The 17746-nt window shown below is 51.7% G+C and carries 18 protein-coding genes, 1 tRNA gene and 1 pseudogene; 5 read left to right on the top strand and 15 right to left on the bottom strand.

Going from position 1 to position 17746, the window contains the following annotated elements; all coding sequences use genetic code 11:
• Positions 1 to 127: 127 nt before the first annotated feature.
• The 7 genes from ACTYEO_RS07080 to ACTYEO_RS07050 are packed head-to-tail and all read right to left on the bottom strand — an operon-like array spanning position 128 to position 6552.
• Positions 128 to 1060, bottom strand: coding sequence for an AEC family transporter (locus ACTYEO_RS07080; protein WP_449323029.1), 933 nt, complete (start codon positions 1058 to 1060; stop codon positions 128 to 130).
• On the bottom strand, positions 1061 to 1858 hold the full coding sequence (locus ACTYEO_RS07075; RefSeq protein ID WP_449323028.1) for an MBL fold metallo-hydrolase: 798 nt from the start codon (positions 1856 to 1858) through the stop codon (positions 1061 to 1063).
• A 1-nt stretch (position 1859) separates the two neighbouring features.
• Positions 1860 to 2666, bottom strand: coding sequence for a TatD family hydrolase (locus ACTYEO_RS07070; protein WP_449323027.1), 807 nt, complete (start codon positions 2664 to 2666; stop codon positions 1860 to 1862).
• Between the two features lie 24 nt (positions 2667 to 2690).
• A complete protein-coding gene (locus tag ACTYEO_RS07065) occupies positions 2691 to 3812 on the bottom strand; it encodes a DNA polymerase III subunit delta' (protein ID WP_449323026.1) in 1122 nt (373 codons plus the stop codon).
• Positions 3809 to 4441, bottom strand: coding sequence for a dTMP kinase (gene tmk / locus ACTYEO_RS07060; protein WP_449323025.1), 633 nt, complete (start codon positions 4439 to 4441; stop codon positions 3809 to 3811). Before tmk ends, ACTYEO_RS07065 begins: the two co-directional genes overlap by 4 nt.
• Positions 4441 to 5628: a D-alanyl-D-alanine carboxypeptidase family protein gene (locus ACTYEO_RS07055; RefSeq protein ID WP_449323024.1), complete on the bottom strand. Its 1188-nt coding sequence runs from the start codon at positions 5626 to 5628 to the stop codon at positions 4441 to 4443. Before ACTYEO_RS07055 ends, tmk begins: the two co-directional genes overlap by 1 nt.
• A gap of 18 nt (positions 5629 to 5646) precedes the next feature.
• Positions 5647 to 6552, bottom strand: coding sequence for an SPOR domain-containing protein (locus ACTYEO_RS07050; RefSeq protein WP_449323023.1), 906 nt, complete (start codon positions 6550 to 6552; stop codon positions 5647 to 5649).
• Positions 6553 to 6763: 211 nt separating this feature from the next.
• Here ACTYEO_RS07050 and ACTYEO_RS07045 point away from each other — a divergent pair.
• From ACTYEO_RS07045 to ACTYEO_RS07035, 3 genes are all read left to right on the top strand, one after another.
• Positions 6764 to 6853: transfer RNA gene (locus tag ACTYEO_RS07045), tRNA-Ser, on the top strand.
• Positions 6854 to 7011: 158 nt separating this feature from the next.
• Complete coding sequence (locus tag ACTYEO_RS07040; protein ID WP_449323022.1) at positions 7012 to 8712, top strand: hypothetical protein; 1701 nt, start codon at positions 7012 to 7014, stop codon at positions 8710 to 8712.
• A gap of 269 nt (positions 8713 to 8981) precedes the next feature.
• The gene (locus tag ACTYEO_RS07035) at positions 8982 to 9407 is read left to right on the top strand and encodes a GFA family protein (RefSeq protein ID WP_449323021.1); all 426 of its coding nucleotides are present in this window, start codon (positions 8982 to 8984) and stop codon (positions 9405 to 9407) included.
• Between the two features lie 396 nt (positions 9408 to 9803).
• Here the strand turns inward: ACTYEO_RS07035 and ACTYEO_RS07030 are convergent, their stop codons facing one another.
• The 4 genes from ACTYEO_RS07030 to ACTYEO_RS07015 all read right to left on the bottom strand — a co-directional run bounded on the left by ACTYEO_RS07030 (position 9804) and on the right by ACTYEO_RS07015 (position 14799).
• Positions 9804 to 11225 carry a hypothetical protein gene (locus ACTYEO_RS07030; protein ID WP_449323020.1) on the bottom strand — a complete coding sequence of 474 codons (1422 nt, stop codon included), beginning with the start codon at positions 11223 to 11225 and terminating at the stop codon, positions 9804 to 9806.
• The gene (locus ACTYEO_RS07025) at positions 11225 to 11773 is read right to left on the bottom strand and encodes a recombinase family protein (RefSeq protein ID WP_449323019.1); all 549 of its coding nucleotides are present in this window, start codon (positions 11771 to 11773) and stop codon (positions 11225 to 11227) included. The genes ACTYEO_RS07030 and ACTYEO_RS07025 overlap by 1 nt, the downstream gene beginning before the upstream one ends.
• A gap of 926 nt (positions 11774 to 12699) precedes the next feature.
• Complete coding sequence (locus tag ACTYEO_RS07020) at positions 12700 to 14034, bottom strand: ADP-ribosylglycohydrolase family protein (RefSeq protein WP_449323018.1); 1335 nt, start codon at positions 14032 to 14034, stop codon at positions 12700 to 12702.
• A 216-nt stretch (positions 14035 to 14250) separates the two neighbouring features.
• Entirely contained in the window at positions 14251 to 14799 is a 549-nt protein-coding gene (locus ACTYEO_RS07015; protein ID WP_449323017.1) for a hypothetical protein, read from the bottom strand.
• Between the two features lie 354 nt (positions 14800 to 15153).
• On the opposite strand from ACTYEO_RS07015, the pseudogene ACTYEO_RS07010 reads away from it, so the two are divergent.
• A pseudogene (locus ACTYEO_RS07010) lies at positions 15154 to 15303 on the top strand (integrase core domain-containing protein); the annotation flags it as partial.
• A 65-nt stretch (positions 15304 to 15368) separates the two neighbouring features.
• Here the strand turns inward: ACTYEO_RS07010 and ACTYEO_RS07005 are convergent.
• From ACTYEO_RS07005 to ACTYEO_RS06990, 4 genes are all read right to left on the bottom strand, one after another.
• Positions 15369 to 15632, bottom strand: coding sequence for a hypothetical protein (locus ACTYEO_RS07005; protein ID WP_449323016.1), 264 nt, complete (start codon positions 15630 to 15632; stop codon positions 15369 to 15371).
• 56 nt (positions 15633 to 15688) lie between these two features.
• Positions 15689 to 16060 carry a nuclear transport factor 2 family protein gene (locus tag ACTYEO_RS07000; protein ID WP_449323015.1) on the bottom strand — a complete coding sequence of 124 codons (372 nt, stop codon included), beginning with the start codon at positions 16058 to 16060 and terminating at the stop codon, positions 15689 to 15691.
• Positions 16061 to 16092: 32 nt separating this feature from the next.
• A complete protein-coding gene (locus ACTYEO_RS06995; RefSeq protein WP_449323014.1) occupies positions 16093 to 16467 on the bottom strand; it encodes a cupin domain-containing protein in 375 nt (124 codons plus the stop codon).
• Between the two features lie 85 nt (positions 16468 to 16552).
• Positions 16553 to 16870, bottom strand: coding sequence for a DUF3303 domain-containing protein (locus ACTYEO_RS06990; protein ID WP_449323013.1), 318 nt, complete (start codon positions 16868 to 16870; stop codon positions 16553 to 16555).
• Between the two features lie 321 nt (positions 16871 to 17191).
• On the opposite strand from ACTYEO_RS06990, the gene ACTYEO_RS06985 reads away from it, so the two are divergent.
• The gene (locus ACTYEO_RS06985; protein WP_449323012.1) at positions 17192 to 17467 is read left to right on the top strand and encodes a hypothetical protein; all 276 of its coding nucleotides are present in this window, start codon (positions 17192 to 17194) and stop codon (positions 17465 to 17467) included.
• The last annotated feature ends 279 nt before the right edge of the window (positions 17468 to 17746 follow it).

Here is a 17746-nt window from a genome sequence, read left to right as displayed (position 1 = left end):
TCACTCAAAATATTAAATTTAATTGAAATAACGATCGGCCGATCAATAAGCTGGCTTTGGCCGAGCCTAGAACCATCGGCAGCGGAGACTCGCTGAAAGGCTCAAAAATTTTTGAACAATGCTCGCCCTATCCCAGAATTATCAGCCAAGCCGAAACAGTCACAACGGACAAAGCCGTTCCGACCAGAACAGCCGAAGCCGCCACACGACGCGCAGCACCGTACATATTGGCAAAGAGATAGGAATTCACCCCAGGTGCCATCGCTGCCGTTATCGTGACCGAGCGCAAGGCCTCTTGGTCCAAGTCAAGCGGCCCTGCGGCCAAGGACCATCCGATCAGCGGATGGACAATCAGCCCAAGCACACAGACCATGGCAATCACTTTGGCATCGCCTTCAGGGCGGTAACGATACAGAACCCCACCCAAGCCGAACAGCGCAACGGGAAGGGCGGCCCGCACCATGAGATCAACCGCATCCCAAACAACCATTGGCAGGACCAGCCCCGTGAGGTTTACCACAAAGCCAAGAGCGATCCCGATGGTCAGGGCATTGCGGAACATGGCCCGCCCAACCAGCCCCGCCAAGCGCAGAGGCGATGCGGTATCAGCCTTGACGATTTCCATCGTGGTAATGCCAAGCAGGTAGCAAAACGGCGCATGGATCGCGATGATCGCGAAATTGCCGTTCAGGCTGTCAGGCCCGTATGCGCGCTCCATGATGGGAAGCCCCAACAGCACCGAATTGGCGAATAGGGCTGAAAACCCGATGGCGACGCTATCCGCCCAAGGGCGCGCGAAGAACACGCGCGCGCCGATCATGCCCGCAAAAAATACTGATGCAGAGCCTGTATAATAGCTCAGCAATATTGCCCAATTGAACTCTTGGCCCAGATCAAGCGTGGCAATCGCGCTGAACAAAAGGCAGGGGATGGCGTAATTCTGGGTGAATTTCATCAAGCCGTCGACATGCGCATCGGCAAAAAGCTTGCGCCATACCGCAAGATACCCGAACCCGATCACGAGAAAGACGGGCAAAACCACTTCCAAAAGAGCGGACATTCACACCTCGTAGGAAATCGCCATCCCGTCAAAAGCGGGGGCGATATGGGCGGGGGTTTCCTCAAGCAGGGTCTGATAGTCGAGATCGATATGCATATTGGTCAACACGGCACGGCGCGGGGCCGCGCGTGCGATCCACTCCAGCGAGCGCTCCAGATGGGCATGGCTGGGATGGGGCGTGCGGCGCAGCGCATCCAACACCCAGCAATCCAAGCCCTCAAGCATCGGCCATGCATCTGCGGGAATATCCGAGACATCGGGCAGATAGGCCATATCTTCGATCCGAAAGCCAAGGGAATGGATATTGCCATGCTCGACCTCGAAGGGCCGCAAAGTAATCGCACCCCCTGCCCCGGCGATCACAACCTCAGGCGCCATCGCATTGAGATCAAGGATCGGCGGATAGGCCGAGCCTGGCGGTTGTACAAAGGCATAGCCAAAGCGGCTGAGCAGATCATTTTGCGTCGCGCCATCGGCCCAGACAGGCAGGCGCGCGCGCATATTGAACACGATCATCCGCAAATCATCGATCCCATGGACATGATCGGCATGGCCATGGGTAAAAACCACCCCGTCCAGCTTGCCGATCCCCGCATCCAGCAATTGCATTCGCAGATCGGGCGAGGTGTCGATCAGGACCGAGGTTTCACCCCCCTCGTCAAAGCGCTGCACCAGCATGGAACAACGGCGGCGGGTGTTTTTGGGTTCTGATGGGTCACAATCGCCCCAGACATTCCCCAATCTCGGGACGCCCCCCGATGATCCACAGCCCAGAATGGTAAAGCGTAACTCGGCCATATCAGGCAGCCTGCCTCCACTCTTTTGCCTTCCAGAACAGGCGGTCGAAATTCTGTGTGGTTTGAAGGGCAAACTCAGCCTCGCTCAGGCCGAATAACTCGGCCCCGACCCGTGCGGTATGCACGCTATAGGAGGGCTCGTTGCGTTTGCCCCTGAAAGGCGGCGGCGCGAGATAGGGGCTATCGGTCTCAACCAGAATACGCTCAACGGGGGCGGCTGCGAAAATCTCGCGCAATTCCGTGGATTTGGGGAAGGCCGCAATGCCCGACATCGACAGATAGAAGCCCAAATCAAGGGCCGCACGGCCCAATTCGGGCGATGAGCTGAAACAATGCATCACGCAGCTATAGGCCCCTGCCTTATGTTCTTCGGCCAAGATGCGCGCCATATCCTCATCAGCGGCGCGGGCATGGATGATCAGCGGAAGGCCCGTTTGACGCGCGGACTCGATATGGATGCGCAACGAGTTTTGCTGAATATCCTTGCTCTCGGCGGTATAGTGGTAATCCAGCCCCGTCTCGCCAATCCCTACGAATTTCGGGTGTTGGGCCAGCGCAACTAGCTCCTCCACCGAGGCCAAAGGCTCATCTGCGGCGCTCATCGGATGGGTGCCTGCGGCCCAGAAGACAGGCGCATATTGATCGGCAATGGCGCGCACCTGTTCGGCAAGGCGCAGCTTGGTGCAAATCGTGACCATCCGCGCCACACCCGAGGCGACCGCACGATCAATCACATCGCCCAATTCATCCGCGAAATCGGGGAAATCTAGGTGGCAATGGCTGTCCACGATCTGGGGGGTATTGGTCATAATTCTCGCTCTGGTCCGGAAGGCTCAGGCGGGAAGGCGCGCCGCCGTCTTTTCAATGTCAAAACACATATCAAGGATGAGCGCGGCAGGGTCAAGGTTGACCGCCTTGCCACGCCGCGCGCGCGCCGTCAGGGATTGCGAGAGATCGGCCCATGCCCGCGCCATCAGCGGATCAGGTGCCAGACGCGCAAGCATCTCGCCCTCACCCGCGACGATCTGGGACGGCGCATCGCCCAAAGTGCCCCTGCGCGCCAGCCGCGACAAAAGACGGTCCAGCAAGACCAGCGTCAGATCAAACCGACCCTCTGCCCCTTTACCCGCTGTTCCGTCGGCCAAACGCGCCGCCAAGGCGCGATCCATGCGCGGCAACGAGGAAAACAGACCCACCAGATCGCCGTAAAGGGCGAGCCCGCCCAGATCACAAAGCCGCGCGGCCTCCCCGACCGAGCCTTCGGCCAGCTCGGCCAAAGCGGCTGCATCCTCGGCCATGATCCCCGCCTGCTCCAGCGCTTGCGCCATATCCTGCGGGCCCAAAGGGCCAAGCCGCAAACTGCGGCAGCGCGAACGGATGGTCGGCAAAAGCCGCGAGGGCTGGTGGGAGATCAACAAAAGCGTGGTGTTCTTGGGCGGCTCCTCCAGCACTTTCAAAAGCGCATTGGCGGCCGAGACATTCATTTCATCCGCCGCATCCACAATCACCACACGCCGCCCGCCATCAACCGAAGACAACCCGAAAAAGCTGTTGAGCTTGCGCACCTCTTCCACTGTGATTTCGGCGCGCAGGCGTTTGGTTTTCTCATCCCATGGACGGCGCAGCAGCATGACGCTCGGCTCGGACATGGCTTGGATACGACGGATGACGGGATGGTCTTCCGCAATGCCAAGGCTGTCGGGTTTGGGCGGGGCAAAAAGGGCATCGCCCTCATCGGGTGGATTGGCGACCAAGAAACGCGCCAGCCGCCATGCCAAGGTGGCCTTGCCCACACCGCGCGGCCCTGTGATCAGCCATGCATGATGCAGACGGCCCGAATTAAACGCCTCCAGAAACGCCGCCTCTGCCGCGCCCTGCCCGATCAGCTGCGCTGTTTCACGCGGATGGGGGGCGCCATCAATTTTGTCAGCTTCTGGGGGGCTCTCATCGCTCATGACAGGCGCATATCTACCGCATCGGCGATATCGGCGGCAATCCTCTCGGGCGCGCGGCTTGCATCGATCAACACGCAGCGGTCGGGGTTATCCTTGGCCAAGGATAAAAAGCCTGCGCGCAATTTCTCTTGGAAAGCGAGGCCAAAATCCTCAAAGCGGTCCTCGCCCGATTTGCGCGCCAGACCACGCGACAGCGCCGCACTGGGGTCCATATCAAGGATCAAGGTCAGGTCAGGCTCCACCCCGATCACGCGGGCATGGATATCATCGACCAGCGCGCGCAGATCACCCCGCGTGGCACCTTGATAGATGCGGGTGGAATCCGCGAAACGATCGGTCAGGACAATCTTGCCATCTGCCAAAGCGGGGCGAATTGTGCGCTCCAAATGATCACGGCGGGCGGCGGTGAAAAGCAAGATCTCGGTCTCGGGCGACCAGCGGTCAGGCTCCCCTTCCACCAGAAGGCGGCGGATATCTTCGGCCCCTGCCGCACCTCCGGGTTCACGGGTTTGCACGACCTCATGGCCCTGCGCGCCAAGATGTTCGGCCAGCATACGCAACTGCGTGGATTTTCCAGCGCCATCAATGCCTTCAAGGCTGATGAACATGCCGCGTGGCGCAGAATTCATCAGCTTTGATCGCCCATAGGGGTATTGCTCAGGAAATTGCGCAGCACCGTTTCAGCGGCAGCCCCGATGCGCGAAATGATGCCGCCCTGTTCAACAGCCTCGGCGGCCACCAGCGGCACGCGGCGATCCTCGAACCCTTCAAGCGCGATGACCAATTCGGCAATTTGCTGGCCTTGCGCAATCGGGGCTTCAAGCGGGCCATCATAAACCACGTCGGCCTGCACGCCTTCGCCAAGGGCAGCCAGAGCAGGCACCAGCATGGTCAAATCCTCGGCAACAGTAAGGCCCACATCGGGGCTATCGCCCATGAAGACATCGGCACGGGCCACGACCGACCCTTGTTCGACCAGAGTCCGCTCGGCAAATTGGCGGAAAGCCCAGTTTACGATCCGCTCGGATTCAGTCGCACGTTGTTGGGCGCTTTGCAGGCCCGAAATCACAAAGGTCACCCGACGATCCCCCTGCACGGCCGAGCCGACCAAACCATACCCCGCTTCCTCGGTATGGCCCGTCTTGAGGCCATCGGCCCCGATATTGAGCGGCAAAAGCGGGTGACGGTTGAAGCGGTTATCAGGCGCGCGGCCATCAAAGGCAAACTCACGCTCGGCGAAATAGCTATAATATTGCGGGAACTCGGTGATCAGACGCTCGGCCAGAATGCCCAGATCATGCATGCTCATGACATGGCCGGGTGCGGGCCAGCCACTGGCATTGCGGAAAGTCGAATTCATCATGCCCAATTGGCGGGCGCGTTCCGTCATCAGGGCTGCAAAGCCTTCTTCGCTGCCATCAGGGCTGAGCGCTTCGGCCAAAACAACCGTTGCGTCATTGCCCGAGAGCACGATGATCCCGCGGATCAAATCCTCGACCGAGACTCTGTCGCGAGTGTTGAGAAACATCGTAGACCCGCCAAAGCTCATGGCATGCGCGCTGACAGGCAGGATAGTATCAAGGCTGAGCCGTCCATCCTCCAAGGCCTCAAAGGTCATGTTCAAGGTCATGATCTTCGACATGGAGGCAGGCGGAAGGGGAAGATCGGCATTGTGATCGAGAAGGATCTGGCCCGTATTGTGGTCAATAACCCAAGCGGCTGTTGCATTCGTCTCGAAAGCCTGTGCCATGGCCACACTAGGAAGCCCGAGAGCAAAGCCCAAAATCAGCGCTGTTCGTTTGAGAGCCTTGAACATGTTTTTTCCCGAAATTCCTCAGTTGGTTACGAAATAGGCGTCTTCAAAGCCAAGATCTTTGACCGCGTCCAGCAATCTTGCGCGCTCCTCGATCGTGGCTGCAGGCCCGACAACAACGCGCCAAAAACGGCGGTCATTGCTTTGTTGATCATAGATCGTGGGCAACATGCCAGCCGTGCGCAAGGCCTGACCCGTATTATTCGCGTTTTCTTGAACGCTGAAAATACCGATCTGGATGAAGGGCCGTTCGAGATTTGAGGCGATAACGGGCGCGGGATCGGCAGCAGGCGCAGGGGCTTGAGCGGCGGCCACCTCGGCAGGGGCTGCATCTTCGGCCTCCAGCGCATCCAGCGCCGAGGCTGCGGCCTCAATCGGATCATCTAGCGGAGCGGCGGAAATGGTCCCTGCCGCAAGGCTGGTGGTCGTTTCCTCACCCGGTGCTGTGGTTGCGGGCGCGGGCAAAGCCTCAGGCACCTCTTCGCGGCGCAAAGCCGTCACATTCAGATTTGTGGGTGCACCTGCCAGCATATTCAATGCCGCCGCCGCATCCGAGGAGACCTGCAGCGCGGGCCCTGGATTGTCCCGCTCACGACGGAAAAGCGCGCCGATCACGAAACGGCCATTGGCCTCGTTGCGGATGATCACACGCTCGGGATCAGTGGCACTTGGATGGGCCACCCAGACCCCGCCAAGCGAAGGCCGACCATCCCAAAGGCCATCTTCGGAGACCTGAAAAATCTCGGGCACCTCGACATCGCGCTCCACCAGCCGCGTTGTGCCAAGCTGCGTGCCCTGCTCACCGCCACCTGTCGCGCCACTTGCCCCGTTTTGCCCAAAAGGCATCTGGCAGGCAGAAACCGAAATCGCTGCCACAAAGAGCAACGCATAAACGCCGCCGGACCTTTGGAATCTTCCCGTCATCATATGGATGTCCTGCTCTGCCCTTGCGCCATCCGGCATAATCCGGCTGCTGACGCATATGTTCTTGTTATTTGTCGTTCCCTCAAACGGCGCAAAACCGCTTGGGCCGAAGGATACAGCGTAAAGCGCGTTCTGAAAACCCACTCTCACGCAATCGGCAACATGCTGCACATGCTTTTAGAATCGGATTTGACCCGCTAAGCCCCATCGGGTCGGAGGAGTGGCAGAGTGGTTGAATGCACCGGTCTTGAAAACCGACGTAGGTGAAAGTCTACCGTGGGTTCGAATCCCACCTCCTCCGCCATCATTTCCAAGCCAGTGGCTAGCCTATCATATTATCGTTTATAATCAATAATATAAGGCTTTTTATCCTCCGTATATTGACTAAAGCATACTGATTAAGTACCCAAATTAGTACCCAAATTAGTACCCAGCGAGATTCTCCGTGAGGGTTGTGTGTCAATGTATGATGATAATGAAGCACTTGATTGGACGCTGATCTCTAGACGAGGCATGTGGAATGTATCCATCAAAGTTCCAACCTCTCTAGCCCACTTGTACGCAGATGGACGGAAGCGTTTATCCACACGAACACCCGACAAAAGTTTAGCGCTGAAGAGAGTACCTGCCTTACTAAACAAGGCGAAGGGTGACTTCATTCATAAGGCCACGTCTTTAGACCCTTTTGTTGAAGCATTGAGGCCCATCTTCGAAGCTAATGGCATCGCCATCAACCACTGGTACACACATGGTGAATTGGATGTGCAGTTTACCAAAGAGCATACTTGGCTGTGGGAAGTGACCAAGGGCAAGCTAGAGGTCACAGCACAAGACCTCGACAGCAAGCCTGAGATAACCTCTTTGTACTACAAAGACCATGACACCAAACTGATGCAAATCGCAGAAACGTTAAGCACACTTGATCGTCCAAGTACTGACGACTTCTGGCTTAAGTACAGAGAAGGCCATCTTGTAACAGGACGAGTTGGACTAGCGTGGGTTGCATCAAGACTAGGTAATGGCATCCCAGAAGAGTGCCTTCGCTATCTTAACAACATTGAGTTAAAAGAACTTAAACCACTAACGCAACCTAAGCAGTCTGATCACACCCTGATGATAAAGTTGCTTAAAAATTCTAACTTTGCCTCAACCCCCTTAGGCAAAGCATGGGAACAGGACGCAAATCTAAACAATGACCCTGAAGTTTTGGTCATCACCTCAACTACACCACTCTATTCAGACCTTATCAATTCATACTTGATGTCTTTTGCACAAGAGCCAAGCAAACAACATAGTCAGCGGATTAAAGCATGTGAGCGAGTTTTAGAGTACATCGGTGACAAACCGCTGGACGACTATGACAAGGTACACGCCACAGAGATGGCTAAACATATGGCGGCTCTAGGCTTCTCGAATAGCCAGATAGCTAAGATGATTACTTACGGACGAGGCTTGTTTATATGGGCGACTGAGAACCGCAATCCTGTTACTGGAAAGCCTTATCTACATGCCAACCCTTGGACTAGCCTGAAACTCGCTGACTACGGCAAAGAGAAACGTGGCTACCTTAAGCTAGAAGATGACGAGCTACTAACCCTGTTCTCTCTAGAGATGCCGAAGCAAGAATATCTACTTCTCGCAATCCTTATCACAACAGGTATGCGACTGGATGAAGCCGCTTTGATGACATGGGATCGTATCTTTGTAGACAAAGACATTCTTATCTTCTCACTTCTGCCGCATAAGGCAGAACCTGATCAGAAGCTAAAGGTAAAGAACGTAGGCTCAATGCGTAAAGTGCCAGTGCCGACAATACTAAAGCCTTTATTAGGCGAGCCTTCTGAAGGGCGGTTGTTCGACTATAAGCTAGATAAAGATGGTAAATCTGAGAATGAAGCATCTAAGAGATTAATGCCATTCATCAGGCAGGTGACCCAACATGATCGCAAAGTGGTACACAGCTTAAGAGGCACGTTTGTAGACCTGTGCAAAACTAATAAAGTACCTCCAGATACACGTTTGCATCTAACTGGTCATAAGTTTGGCGACACAGGTAGTGATGACTACGGAGAAGGCCCTTCTCTTGAAGTGAGACTGGAAGCATTGGACACACTGCAACATCCTTGGCTGGAGAAGACGATGCACAGGTATGTTGAACTCTAGCTCTTCGGTTTCCACCGCAGCTTGCGTCTAGCGTTCTCTGCATTTGCTACACGGCTGCAGTATCTTCCTTCTCTTGTAATGATCGCCACTTTGCCGCCATTCATGTCCACACTGACATTGCCACCATAATCATTTACGAGTTCCTGCAACGACATCTGATGGTGTCAGCGGCAATATTCATCTGTTTTCTACCAAGAAAACTCTTACGTGAATGGTGGCGGCAGCCCTATAATGATTACGGGTTTGAAGTTTAATCATAGGAGTAAGACATGTCGATCTATACAGGTAGCTGTCTATGTGGGTCTGTTACTTACGAAGCCAAGGGCGAGCCACGTTGGGTTTTTGAATGTTATTGCAACTGGTGTCAGAAAAGTACTGGTGGCGCTGCACGTGCATTTGCTGTCTTTGACATGGGCAAAGTGAACTACTCTGATAGTGCCGTATCAGAATTTGTGGACAAAAAAACTGAACACGGCTTCAAAATGGTCAATCGTTTTTGCTCAAATTGCGGTTCACCCGTTGAAATGCTTGTGGAGAGGGTTCCAGATGGTCAATTTGTTCCGTTAGGCACGATAGACCAGCGGTACGCAATCAACTTGAATGAAGGAAGATGGGGAGAGTTAGCATTACCGCATGTTGCTTTCAAAGATGGGCGCAAAGTTAGAAAACAAGGTGGAAGCAGCGAACTAATTTAATAAACAGTCATTGCGCAACTCAAATGCATGAAGACACGAAGCGAGCAAAACTAATGAGTGAGCGGCACGCTGCAATGCCACTTGCCACGTATCAATGAGATACTTGGCTCTGCATACTCATGCCAATGATCTCGCCACTCTAACTCATCCTTTTTAGGTGCAGTTTTAGGTGCAGCCGTAGTGCTTGCGTAGGTGTAATCGTAGGTGCAATCCATTTAGCTCTTCGACTACCAGCTAAAATTTCACACAGCATTCAGTGGCTGACAGAGTTTGCAATCAGCCTCAGAAAACTTTCAGCGTGTGGTTTGGAGAATTAACTATTATATTTTTATCAATAGCTTACATCAAAACGTCTGCTTAATGCCTCACTACCTTCCTTAAGGCATAAGAACGCTGTCACAGACTGTCTTGGCTACCCATTACACGCTCTGACATCTTGCCTTTACGAGTTAGCTTCATGGCAGGATAGCAATCCATGACACTGACCCGTTTGTGCTTTATGCAATGTACTTTGACATAAGTGTTCACAGTGTCACGATAGACCGACATTGCCCCCGCCATCTGTAATGCTTTGACAAGAATGCAGTCATGAACAGAGTAGGCTGGGATGTCTTTCTTCATGAGCGTGAACAGGGTCTGCTTGAGTATCTCCGCTTCGTGATAAGCTATGAAGCCATGCCCATTCATGTGATCGTTATCTAGATGCTTGAGAGCAGGAACATGTGCCAGCAAAAGATCACGATACTCTTCCCACTGCCCTGCGCTGAACAAGTGTTTCTTTTTATCTGATGGTGCAGCCTTGCTGGGATTGCCTGAGCCAATCACTTCCATAGCCACAATCTTCAGCTTGTCTCTTGTTTCTTCAGTGTAAGCTTCGCCCAATATCTCTGCATACAGGTCAAACCATGTAGACTTTGGCAGACGTAAATGCATCCCCATCAGCATGGAGAACAGGAATGGCTGGGAAGCATTAATGTCTAAGCTGACAACGTCTTCATCATCTATCTTGCAAGCCAAGCGTTGTGTCTCGTGCATCCCTGTCCATACACCGTAGAACCTCCCACCAGCATCAAGCCTGCCATCGTGGAAGACCCGATATGTTGCAGCGACTAAGTCAGATGCTTTGTTACCCTGCTGAGGAAGCTGGAGCGGATGCTTGAGATAGTATGCGTTAAGCTGCCTGACTTCGTGTTCCAATATCTGCAAGTCACGCCCAAATAACCGTTGCGCCATTGTATGCCTCAAACGTGGCGTCTTCTTGTCTGACTGCTTGCGATCATAGCGTTCACCACGTGTCTCCGCCTTATTGACAGCGACAGGCTTGGCATGGGCTTGGATGAACACTGCCTGTGGCAGCTTGGTCTTAATCTCATAATCGGGATTAAACTTGTAATGCGTGACCTGAGCATATGTGAACTCCATGCCAGCCATCTTGAGGTAATCACTCGTGTGTTTTGTCCACGCACCAGACCCCTCAACACGCTGCAATAGAATGCCATCAAGCGCATCAACCACCTGCCAAACTGAGATGCGCCCAACGCCATTCGAATAACCTGTGAATGCGTTTGAGTTGCGGCTACATGCAATCGTCCTGTAACCTTCTGCATCAAGCGATTTCGCAGCCTGAAGTATACTGGCAACAACAGTCTGATGCTTCTGTCCTGTCTTGCCTAAACTACGTAAATCAAAACGCTTGAGAACATACTGTACGAGTTCCTTTGCTGCAGCGTTGTAAGGCTCCCAGACAGGCTGAAAGAATACCACTTCAGGCAATGCAGGCATACCGCCAAGCCAACCATCTATCCATTTGCCAGACATTAGTTAATCCCCAAGACACCGTAGTACCTGTAGACACTCGCACGTGAGATTCCCAAAGACTTGGCAATCTGCTCTGCTGTCAGACCTTTCTTGTGCAGATCAATAATCTTGTCAGCGTCAATAGTTGCCTTGCGCCCTTTATATCGTCCTGCCTCTTTAGCTTTACGAATGCCCTCTGTCTGACGTTTGCGTGTCAGCTTTCGCTCCATCTCTGCGAATGCACCAAGCACCTGCATCTGGAACGTAGCAAAGATGTCTTCGCTATCTGGCTTGAACGTCAGGTTCTCAGACAGGAAGGATACGCTGCAGCCTTTCTTGAGAATGACCTCTACGATCTCTTGCAAGTCACGCAGCGATCTGGCCAGTCGTGATAGCTCATGCACCTGAACCACATCGCCTTCACGGATAAAGTCGAGCATCTGCTGAAGCTGTGGCCTGTTCCGCTTAGCTCCGCTTTCAGTCTCCTCAAAGATGCGCTCTGCATCAGGTAACTCTTGGCGCTCCATAGATTGGCTATCAGAGCTAATCCTCACATACCCTACGATCATCTGCCGTTCCCATCCTGTCTATCAGCATAGCGGTGTCTCTATGCATCTAGAGTCTAGATAGAAATCCAAATAAGACAATACAAGAACTACATATGAGATAGATTTCACACATGAAATGCTAGCGCAGAATGCCTACACCCAAATGAGACACTCATTCGGCAGTTAAACCTGCTGCTTAACTAGAGCGCTGCTTTGAGTTTGAGAGTACCACGCATGGGCCACCCACCCCTGCTGGGATATGTGTATATGCTGTCACACACGCACGAGGCTTTTGTATTTAGAGAGCTTACGTGCTTGGCGTGTTTAGCTGCCATACTCGCATCAGCCCGCCTAGCTCTGTATCGCATTAAAGCCGTTTTCTGGATACGTTAGTCGTCTAAAGTAATCGTTGCGTTTCTCACGATAACATTAGCACCAAAAACATATTCAGCTGCGGAAGTTCCACCCCGCTCATAATATGCCCAGTTTTGTACCAGATCAGTGTACTCAATGTCTGCCAAGGTTCCGCTAACGGTGATCCTGTCATCATCGTAGAAGCTCTCAGAGACAAGCTACAATAGAACAACAAGTGTCCCGCGGATCTGTCTAGGCTACAGTCCTCAGTTGGAGAACAGGCTAAATCAAAACACCGGACTTTTCAGGGGAGCAGGTCTGAAGCGTCCTCACCCAGTAGTCAAGCAGGCAGATCTGCTCGTGAGTGTTCAGGCTGTACCACAGATGCGCATAGGGCGCACCCTCAATCGGACCAATGTCACACCACATCATTGCTGATCCCTCCGTGTTGGGTGGCTCGTTGTTGTGAATCCATTCTTCATCGTAAACCTCCTCAGATATCTTGCCGAGAAAATTCTACTTTTGAACACCGCTAATTTTTGAGGGGAATACTCGTCCCGCTTGATTTGCCTGTATGAATCCAAGGCAAAGATTTAGTAATGGGAAAGGCCCAAAAACTGCGATGTCACGTACAACTTACGTTCATCTTTCAAGCCCTCTTTCAATTCTTGGGATATGTTGGAATAGCCATACATCGCACCTGCTATCTGCCCTGCCACAGCCGCAGTTGTATCTGCGTCATCACCTAAGTTACACGCCCTTAAGACAGCGCTCTTGAAGTTATCTGTTGTTAGGGTAGACCAAAGCGCAGCATGGAGAGTGTCAATAACGTATCCACCTGATTGTATGTCGCATTCACTTTCCTCAACAATGTTACGGCACATCATCATACTGATTTCGTGGTTCCTCAGTTTATTGTTAGCTTGTTCCATTGCCCACATGAGTGGCTTTCCATTAATTAAATGACAAAGCAGTTCAGAGAGTATTTGGCAGCATTGTTCAGCGTGACGGGAGGCATGAGTTGCCCTAGACTGAACGCTAGCTAAAGCTAGAGCTTCTTCAACGTTGTCTTTAGCGAAGCAAGCCACAGGCGCTAGCCGCATAAGTGAACCATTACCATCGTTCTTTGTTCCGAACGGTAGGGCTTCTAGATAACCATTTCTACGGAAGTCACCTAGGACCCTTAAAGTGTTCTGACCAATGCCGACAGCAACACCCGTGCTGGTATTTGTACCATTTTCAGCCCAGTCACAAAATTTATTGAGTAGGTCCTTATTGTCCAAAGTTTTTTGTTCAATCAGACTTTGAGCCAAGCACAGAGCCATTGCAGTATCGTCAGTCCACGCACCTGCTGGAAGATTGAAGCGACCACCTGATCTATATGAAGTCACAGGCTCAAAGGTCCCCCTATCAGCGAACTCTACGGGTGCGCCCAGTGCATCTCCAATGGCGAGGCCAACGAACGCTCCAGCAATATGATCATGGGCGGGAGAAGCATAGTAAGCCCAGTAATGGTCAGCCCTTTCCATCACAGGGAGACTATCACCAGCAAACTCTTTAACCTTATTGTAAAACCAGTCTGCCAGTTCCCAACTATGTAAGAGCCTCAAGCTCTGAATCGCTCGACTAATGCGCAAGTGATTATGGTTGTAACTTTGTTTCCAATGTTCAGTGATAGAAAGAAATTCCAAGAACCTAACCGTCATAGCTTCTAAGAAAGTGGAAACCTCTGGTTTTTCTGCCAGCCAAACGGCTGTCTCCAAATCTAGAACAGGAGCAGTTGAAACCTGATTGCTGCTTTCTGGTGTTGGGAAAGCCCATTGTATGAAGCCGTGACTGCTTTCAAAGTCCTCATTACTGATCGACAGGAGTTCTTTCCTACGAAAGCCATCAGCAAGCGGGGCATTGGCGTCGTGAAACATTTTCATTCGGAGGTTCATTACGCCTGCATTAGCCCCTTTTATACCCAATACTCAGATTGTGGTCGGTATCACACGTATCCCCTGAGCAGCACTCGAAGATGTTGGACTTACATATCGCACATTGCTCATGCCCATGCACGACCACGGTTTTCAGTGGTGACTGACATCTGGGGCATCTCTGCTTGTGTCGATTGGCTGGGTGAAGAAGGATATCCATCTCTGTCATGGCATTAAGTCACTCAGTCTGAAGACGGGGTCATCTGATCCAATGCTGTTAAATGTGTTTGCCTCATCATCCCAGACAGCCGCAGCATAGCAACTCACGTTATTTGATTGCGTTTGGCCATCCGCGTTAACACATGCACGACCTGCACGTGGAACAATGACGACAACGCTGTTTTCACCTATGGTAACAGACACAGGCTTAAACCCTGCTGTCTGAAAGATGATACCGTCCACGATTACGTAAGTTGTGCAACCACTCGTACCGCACCACGCTGAGCCAATCTGTGGACACCGAGGATTAGCATAGAGGACCGTAGCCTCCCTCCCGTCAGCGGTGATGTCGATGTTGTAAATACTGCTCTCATCAAGCGTTATTGCAGCAACACTGGAGCCTTCATCATCTGATACCGAGTCCATAGGCTCCTCTTGGGCGGCTATGCATTCGGCTTGGTAGCCTTCTAAGATGAATTCGAGGATGTTTTCTGTTGCCTCGGCGTGGGAGTACGAGGGAAACAACAGCATTAAGATCACTGCGTATTTAAGCATCCTGTGACACCCAGATATTTTGAGACACAAGAACTGCGATCACTATAAAGTTGCTTCGAATTTCATTTGATCGGCGGAACAGATCACTCACCATTCTCTTTTCCCAAGCGTAGTACTTGATCGCTTGGTTTAGCGCGGCGCAGCGAGTGGGCCGATATGCAGGAAATGCTTGGTCAGCTACATCCTGCAAGCGCTAAAACTCCTGTGCCGTAGCTGAAGTTGCGGCTAGAAGTGTGGCGATTGCGGTTTGACTAATACGGTGCTTCATCCAAGAATGAGACCACCGAAACTAATAAGCGTCAAGGATAGCAATGTTCAAACGGTGGTCATTCTACTGCTGGTGTTGCTGAACGCGAAATCTTCTATTCGCTGCGGGAAGCCCAAATTATTATCGAAAGCTGGAGGAAACACCACAACACCAAGCGACCACACAGTGCATTGGGCTACCGCCCACCAGCGCCCGAAGCCATCATCCCGATGGACCAGAGGCCGATCATGCACTAACTTTCAAATTGGACCACTCAAGTGGGGCTGCTCAGGGTTGAGGGGCTGATCGCTCAGCCTGTAAATTAATCCTGCATTTCTTCGACTGAATAAACTTTGTAAACACAACCGTGGTCTTCGTCCCACTGCACTTCGGCAGGGTCACTCATGAATGCCCCCATTTTTCCAAAATCATTCACCTGTGCGCAAAACACAAATTCACCACTACCAAGATGAGCGAGGCGATACGCATCAACAAATTCTCCTGCTGGACCTGCCATGTCGCCTTCAAGCTTAGTGTTTAAAACATCAAAACCAGCTTGTACTGTTCCGTGCATAAATATGTTCATCTTATGCCTCCTTTAGGTGGGTGTGGCTGGGCAATTTGCCCAGCCATTAAATGAAATCAAACGGCTTTCATTGCATGCGCCATTTTTTGGCTATCATCGTAAATCCAAAACTCCTTTATTTTACCCTCTTCAATTTTATGGAAATGCCCAAATTTGGCTTCCATACCATCAGCAGATGCGTCCAGTTGAGTTGCGACTTGATCTCCTTCAGAAATCATATTCGCTACAGTCACAGAAAAATTATCATAGTGGGATGGTATCAATGCTAATACGCCCACAAACTCTTTTATTCCATTATAGGTTCCAGAAAATTTGTGCATACCGTTAATCGTGACCGTACAATCCTCATGGAACAGCCCTACGAATGTTTCCATGTCGCCTGATGCAAAACAATCATATCCTTTTTGTACCACTTCTTTAGGTGTCATTGAATTCCTCCTTCTTTAATATTTTCAGCCCACTAACTTTCACCACGTGTCCAAGCTGCAAACTCTTTGCTATCGGTAGAAAACTCCAAGTTTACTGCGGGTTCGTCTCCAACAACCCAAGCATCATGGCCTGGTGCCAAACGGTATGCCTCACCAGCGTTAATTGTAATTTCTGATCCATCGTCTGATAAAACGTGGATTTTCCCCTGAAGTAGAACACCAATGTGTCCTGCCTGGCAGCTTTCTGTTCCAACGTGAGGTTTAATGCATTCAGACCATTTCCATCCTGGTTGAGCATTCGCTTTTGTTAATGTGACACCCCCAAGTTTGATACTTGCGGCATGTGTTTTGTCTGGTGTTTGTACGTCATCTGGGTTGTTCCAAGATCTTGTCTCCAGCGTAGCCATAGGTTCTCTCCTGGTTGATTAATGAAATTCTACCCTTGAGCAGACTCGCACTGCACAAGGTTCTTTTTAACTTAGTGGCAGTTAGTTAGCCTTGTTGAGAAGCAAGCATCGCCTTTAATAACTTCCGAGCTGTGTCGTCTTCCACAACTGGCGTCACTGTTGGGAATGTGCATTGCCCTGACCAACCCATAATCCAAGAAGTTAACGCTTCTTGATCATTGGCCTCTACAACTATCCAGCCATTACCATTTGGAACATCATGCCATCGACCAATTTGTGTGACGCCATCGGGATGTTCTCCTGCAATTTGCTCATCAGTCATGTTCGCAAAAAATGCCTGAGTATCAGCCTGTTTGTCCCGATCTACGTGATAAGTACACATAAAAATCATGTTACCCTCCATTAGTTAAGCTCTATCACTGGATTGGATCCGACATTCCCCAAGTGGCCTACCCTCTGACGTCAAGATCGCCTGATTCTGCGACATGCACATGACGGTGGCGCTCGCAATCGACGGATCGCGGCAAGGATGGCCCGGACCATGGCGCCTGTGACCGCCACCTCGGCCAGCCCTAGAGATGCGCGACAAGCCCAAACGGCCATGACACACCTGCGCGTCCACGCTGGGCCTTAACCTGCGTTCAACCACCTTCACTGTGAGTTGGCTGGAGAGTAGGTAAGACTATCGCTTTGGAAAATAACTAAATTAAAACAAGTATTTAATATGAAAAGTGGCGGAGGAGGCGGGATTCGAAATGTCGAAGGAAAGAAATCTTCTTTCTGGCTGCAACTACCTAACGCCAAGTTCTATCCCGATTTTGTAGCGATGCTTACCGACGGGCGCATTCTTGTTGTCGAATACAAAGGGCAACATCTTTACGAAGAAGAGGCGGTAAAGCGACAGATTGGGGCCGTTTGGGCTGATGCCAGTGATGGTCAGTGTCTTTTCTGTATGCCGACTAATCGAGATTTCGGATTAATTGATCGAACAATTGGATGACTAAGCGGGTCGCGTGCAAACTGAAATAGTGTGAACTACGCCTTGAGTACTCAACACCCCACCCTGCCACGCTCTCAGAGCCGCTGCGGCCCCACTAAACGCATACCTTTGGGTCATCTGGATTAACCAGCCATGAGCCGTGCCTGAACGATACTGAGCAGCCCCACATGAGTGGTCCAATTTGAAAGTTAGTGCATGATCGGCCTTTGGTCCATCGGGATGATGGCTTCGGGCGCTGGTGGGCGGTAGCCCAATGCACTGTGTGGTCGCTTGGTGTTG

It is taken from the genome of Rhodophyticola sp. SM2404 (assembly GCF_053570515.1).
Note: the sequence above shows the minus strand (reverse complement) of the source record. Positions and strands in the feature narration are given on the sequence as shown.

Excerpts from the sequence above, each read along its gene's own strand:
- ACTYEO_RS07000 (WP_449323015.1), bottom strand. The coding sequence starts at position 16,060 with ATGACACCTAAAGAAGTGGTACAAAAAGGATATGATTGTTTTGCATCA.
- ACTYEO_RS07005 (WP_449323016.1), bottom strand. The coding sequence starts at position 15,632 with ATGAACATATTTATGCACGGAACAGTACAAGCTGGTTTTGATGTTTTA.
- ACTYEO_RS07065 (WP_449323026.1), bottom strand. The coding sequence starts at position 3,812 with ATGAGCGATGAGAGCCCCCCAGAAGCTGACAAAATTGATGGCGCCCCC.
- ACTYEO_RS07020 (WP_449323018.1), bottom strand. The coding sequence starts at position 14,034 with ATGAAAATGTTTCACGACGCCAATGCCCCGCTTGCTGATGGCTTTCGT.
- ACTYEO_RS07030 (WP_449323020.1), bottom strand. The coding sequence starts at position 11,225 with ATGTCTGGCAAATGGATAGATGGTTGGCTTGGCGGTATGCCTGCATTG.
- ACTYEO_RS07025 (WP_449323019.1), bottom strand. The coding sequence starts at position 11,773 with ATGATCGTAGGGTATGTGAGGATTAGCTCTGATAGCCAATCTATGGAG.
- ACTYEO_RS07070 (WP_449323027.1), bottom strand. The coding sequence starts at position 2,666 with ATGACCAATACCCCCCAGATCGTGGACAGCCATTGCCACCTAGATTTC.
- ACTYEO_RS07075 (WP_449323028.1), bottom strand. The coding sequence starts at position 1,858 with ATGGCCGAGTTACGCTTTACCATTCTGGGCTGTGGATCATCGGGGGGC.
- ACTYEO_RS07015 (WP_449323017.1), bottom strand. The coding sequence starts at position 14,799 with ATGCTTAAATACGCAGTGATCTTAATGCTGTTGTTTCCCTCGTACTCC.
- tmk (WP_449323025.1), bottom strand. The coding sequence starts at position 4,441 with ATGAATTCTGCGCCACGCGGCATGTTCATCAGCCTTGAAGGCATTGAT.
- ACTYEO_RS06985 (WP_449323012.1), top strand. The coding sequence starts at position 17,192 with ATGAAAAGTGGCGGAGGAGGCGGGATTCGAAATGTCGAAGGAAAGAAA.
- ACTYEO_RS07035 (WP_449323021.1), top strand. The coding sequence starts at position 8,982 with ATGTCGATCTATACAGGTAGCTGTCTATGTGGGTCTGTTACTTACGAA.
- ACTYEO_RS07050 (WP_449323023.1), bottom strand. The coding sequence starts at position 6,552 with ATGATGACGGGAAGATTCCAAAGGTCCGGCGGCGTTTATGCGTTGCTC.
- ACTYEO_RS07055 (WP_449323024.1), bottom strand. The coding sequence starts at position 5,628 with ATGTTCAAGGCTCTCAAACGAACAGCGCTGATTTTGGGCTTTGCTCTC.
- ACTYEO_RS07080 (WP_449323029.1), bottom strand. The coding sequence starts at position 1,060 with ATGTCCGCTCTTTTGGAAGTGGTTTTGCCCGTCTTTCTCGTGATCGGG.
- ACTYEO_RS06995 (WP_449323014.1), bottom strand. The coding sequence starts at position 16,467 with ATGGCTACGCTGGAGACAAGATCTTGGAACAACCCAGATGACGTACAA.
- ACTYEO_RS07040 (WP_449323022.1), top strand. The coding sequence starts at position 7,012 with ATGTATGATGATAATGAAGCACTTGATTGGACGCTGATCTCTAGACGA.
- ACTYEO_RS06990 (WP_449323013.1), bottom strand. The coding sequence starts at position 16,870 with ATGGAGGGTAACATGATTTTTATGTGTACTTATCACGTAGATCGGGAC.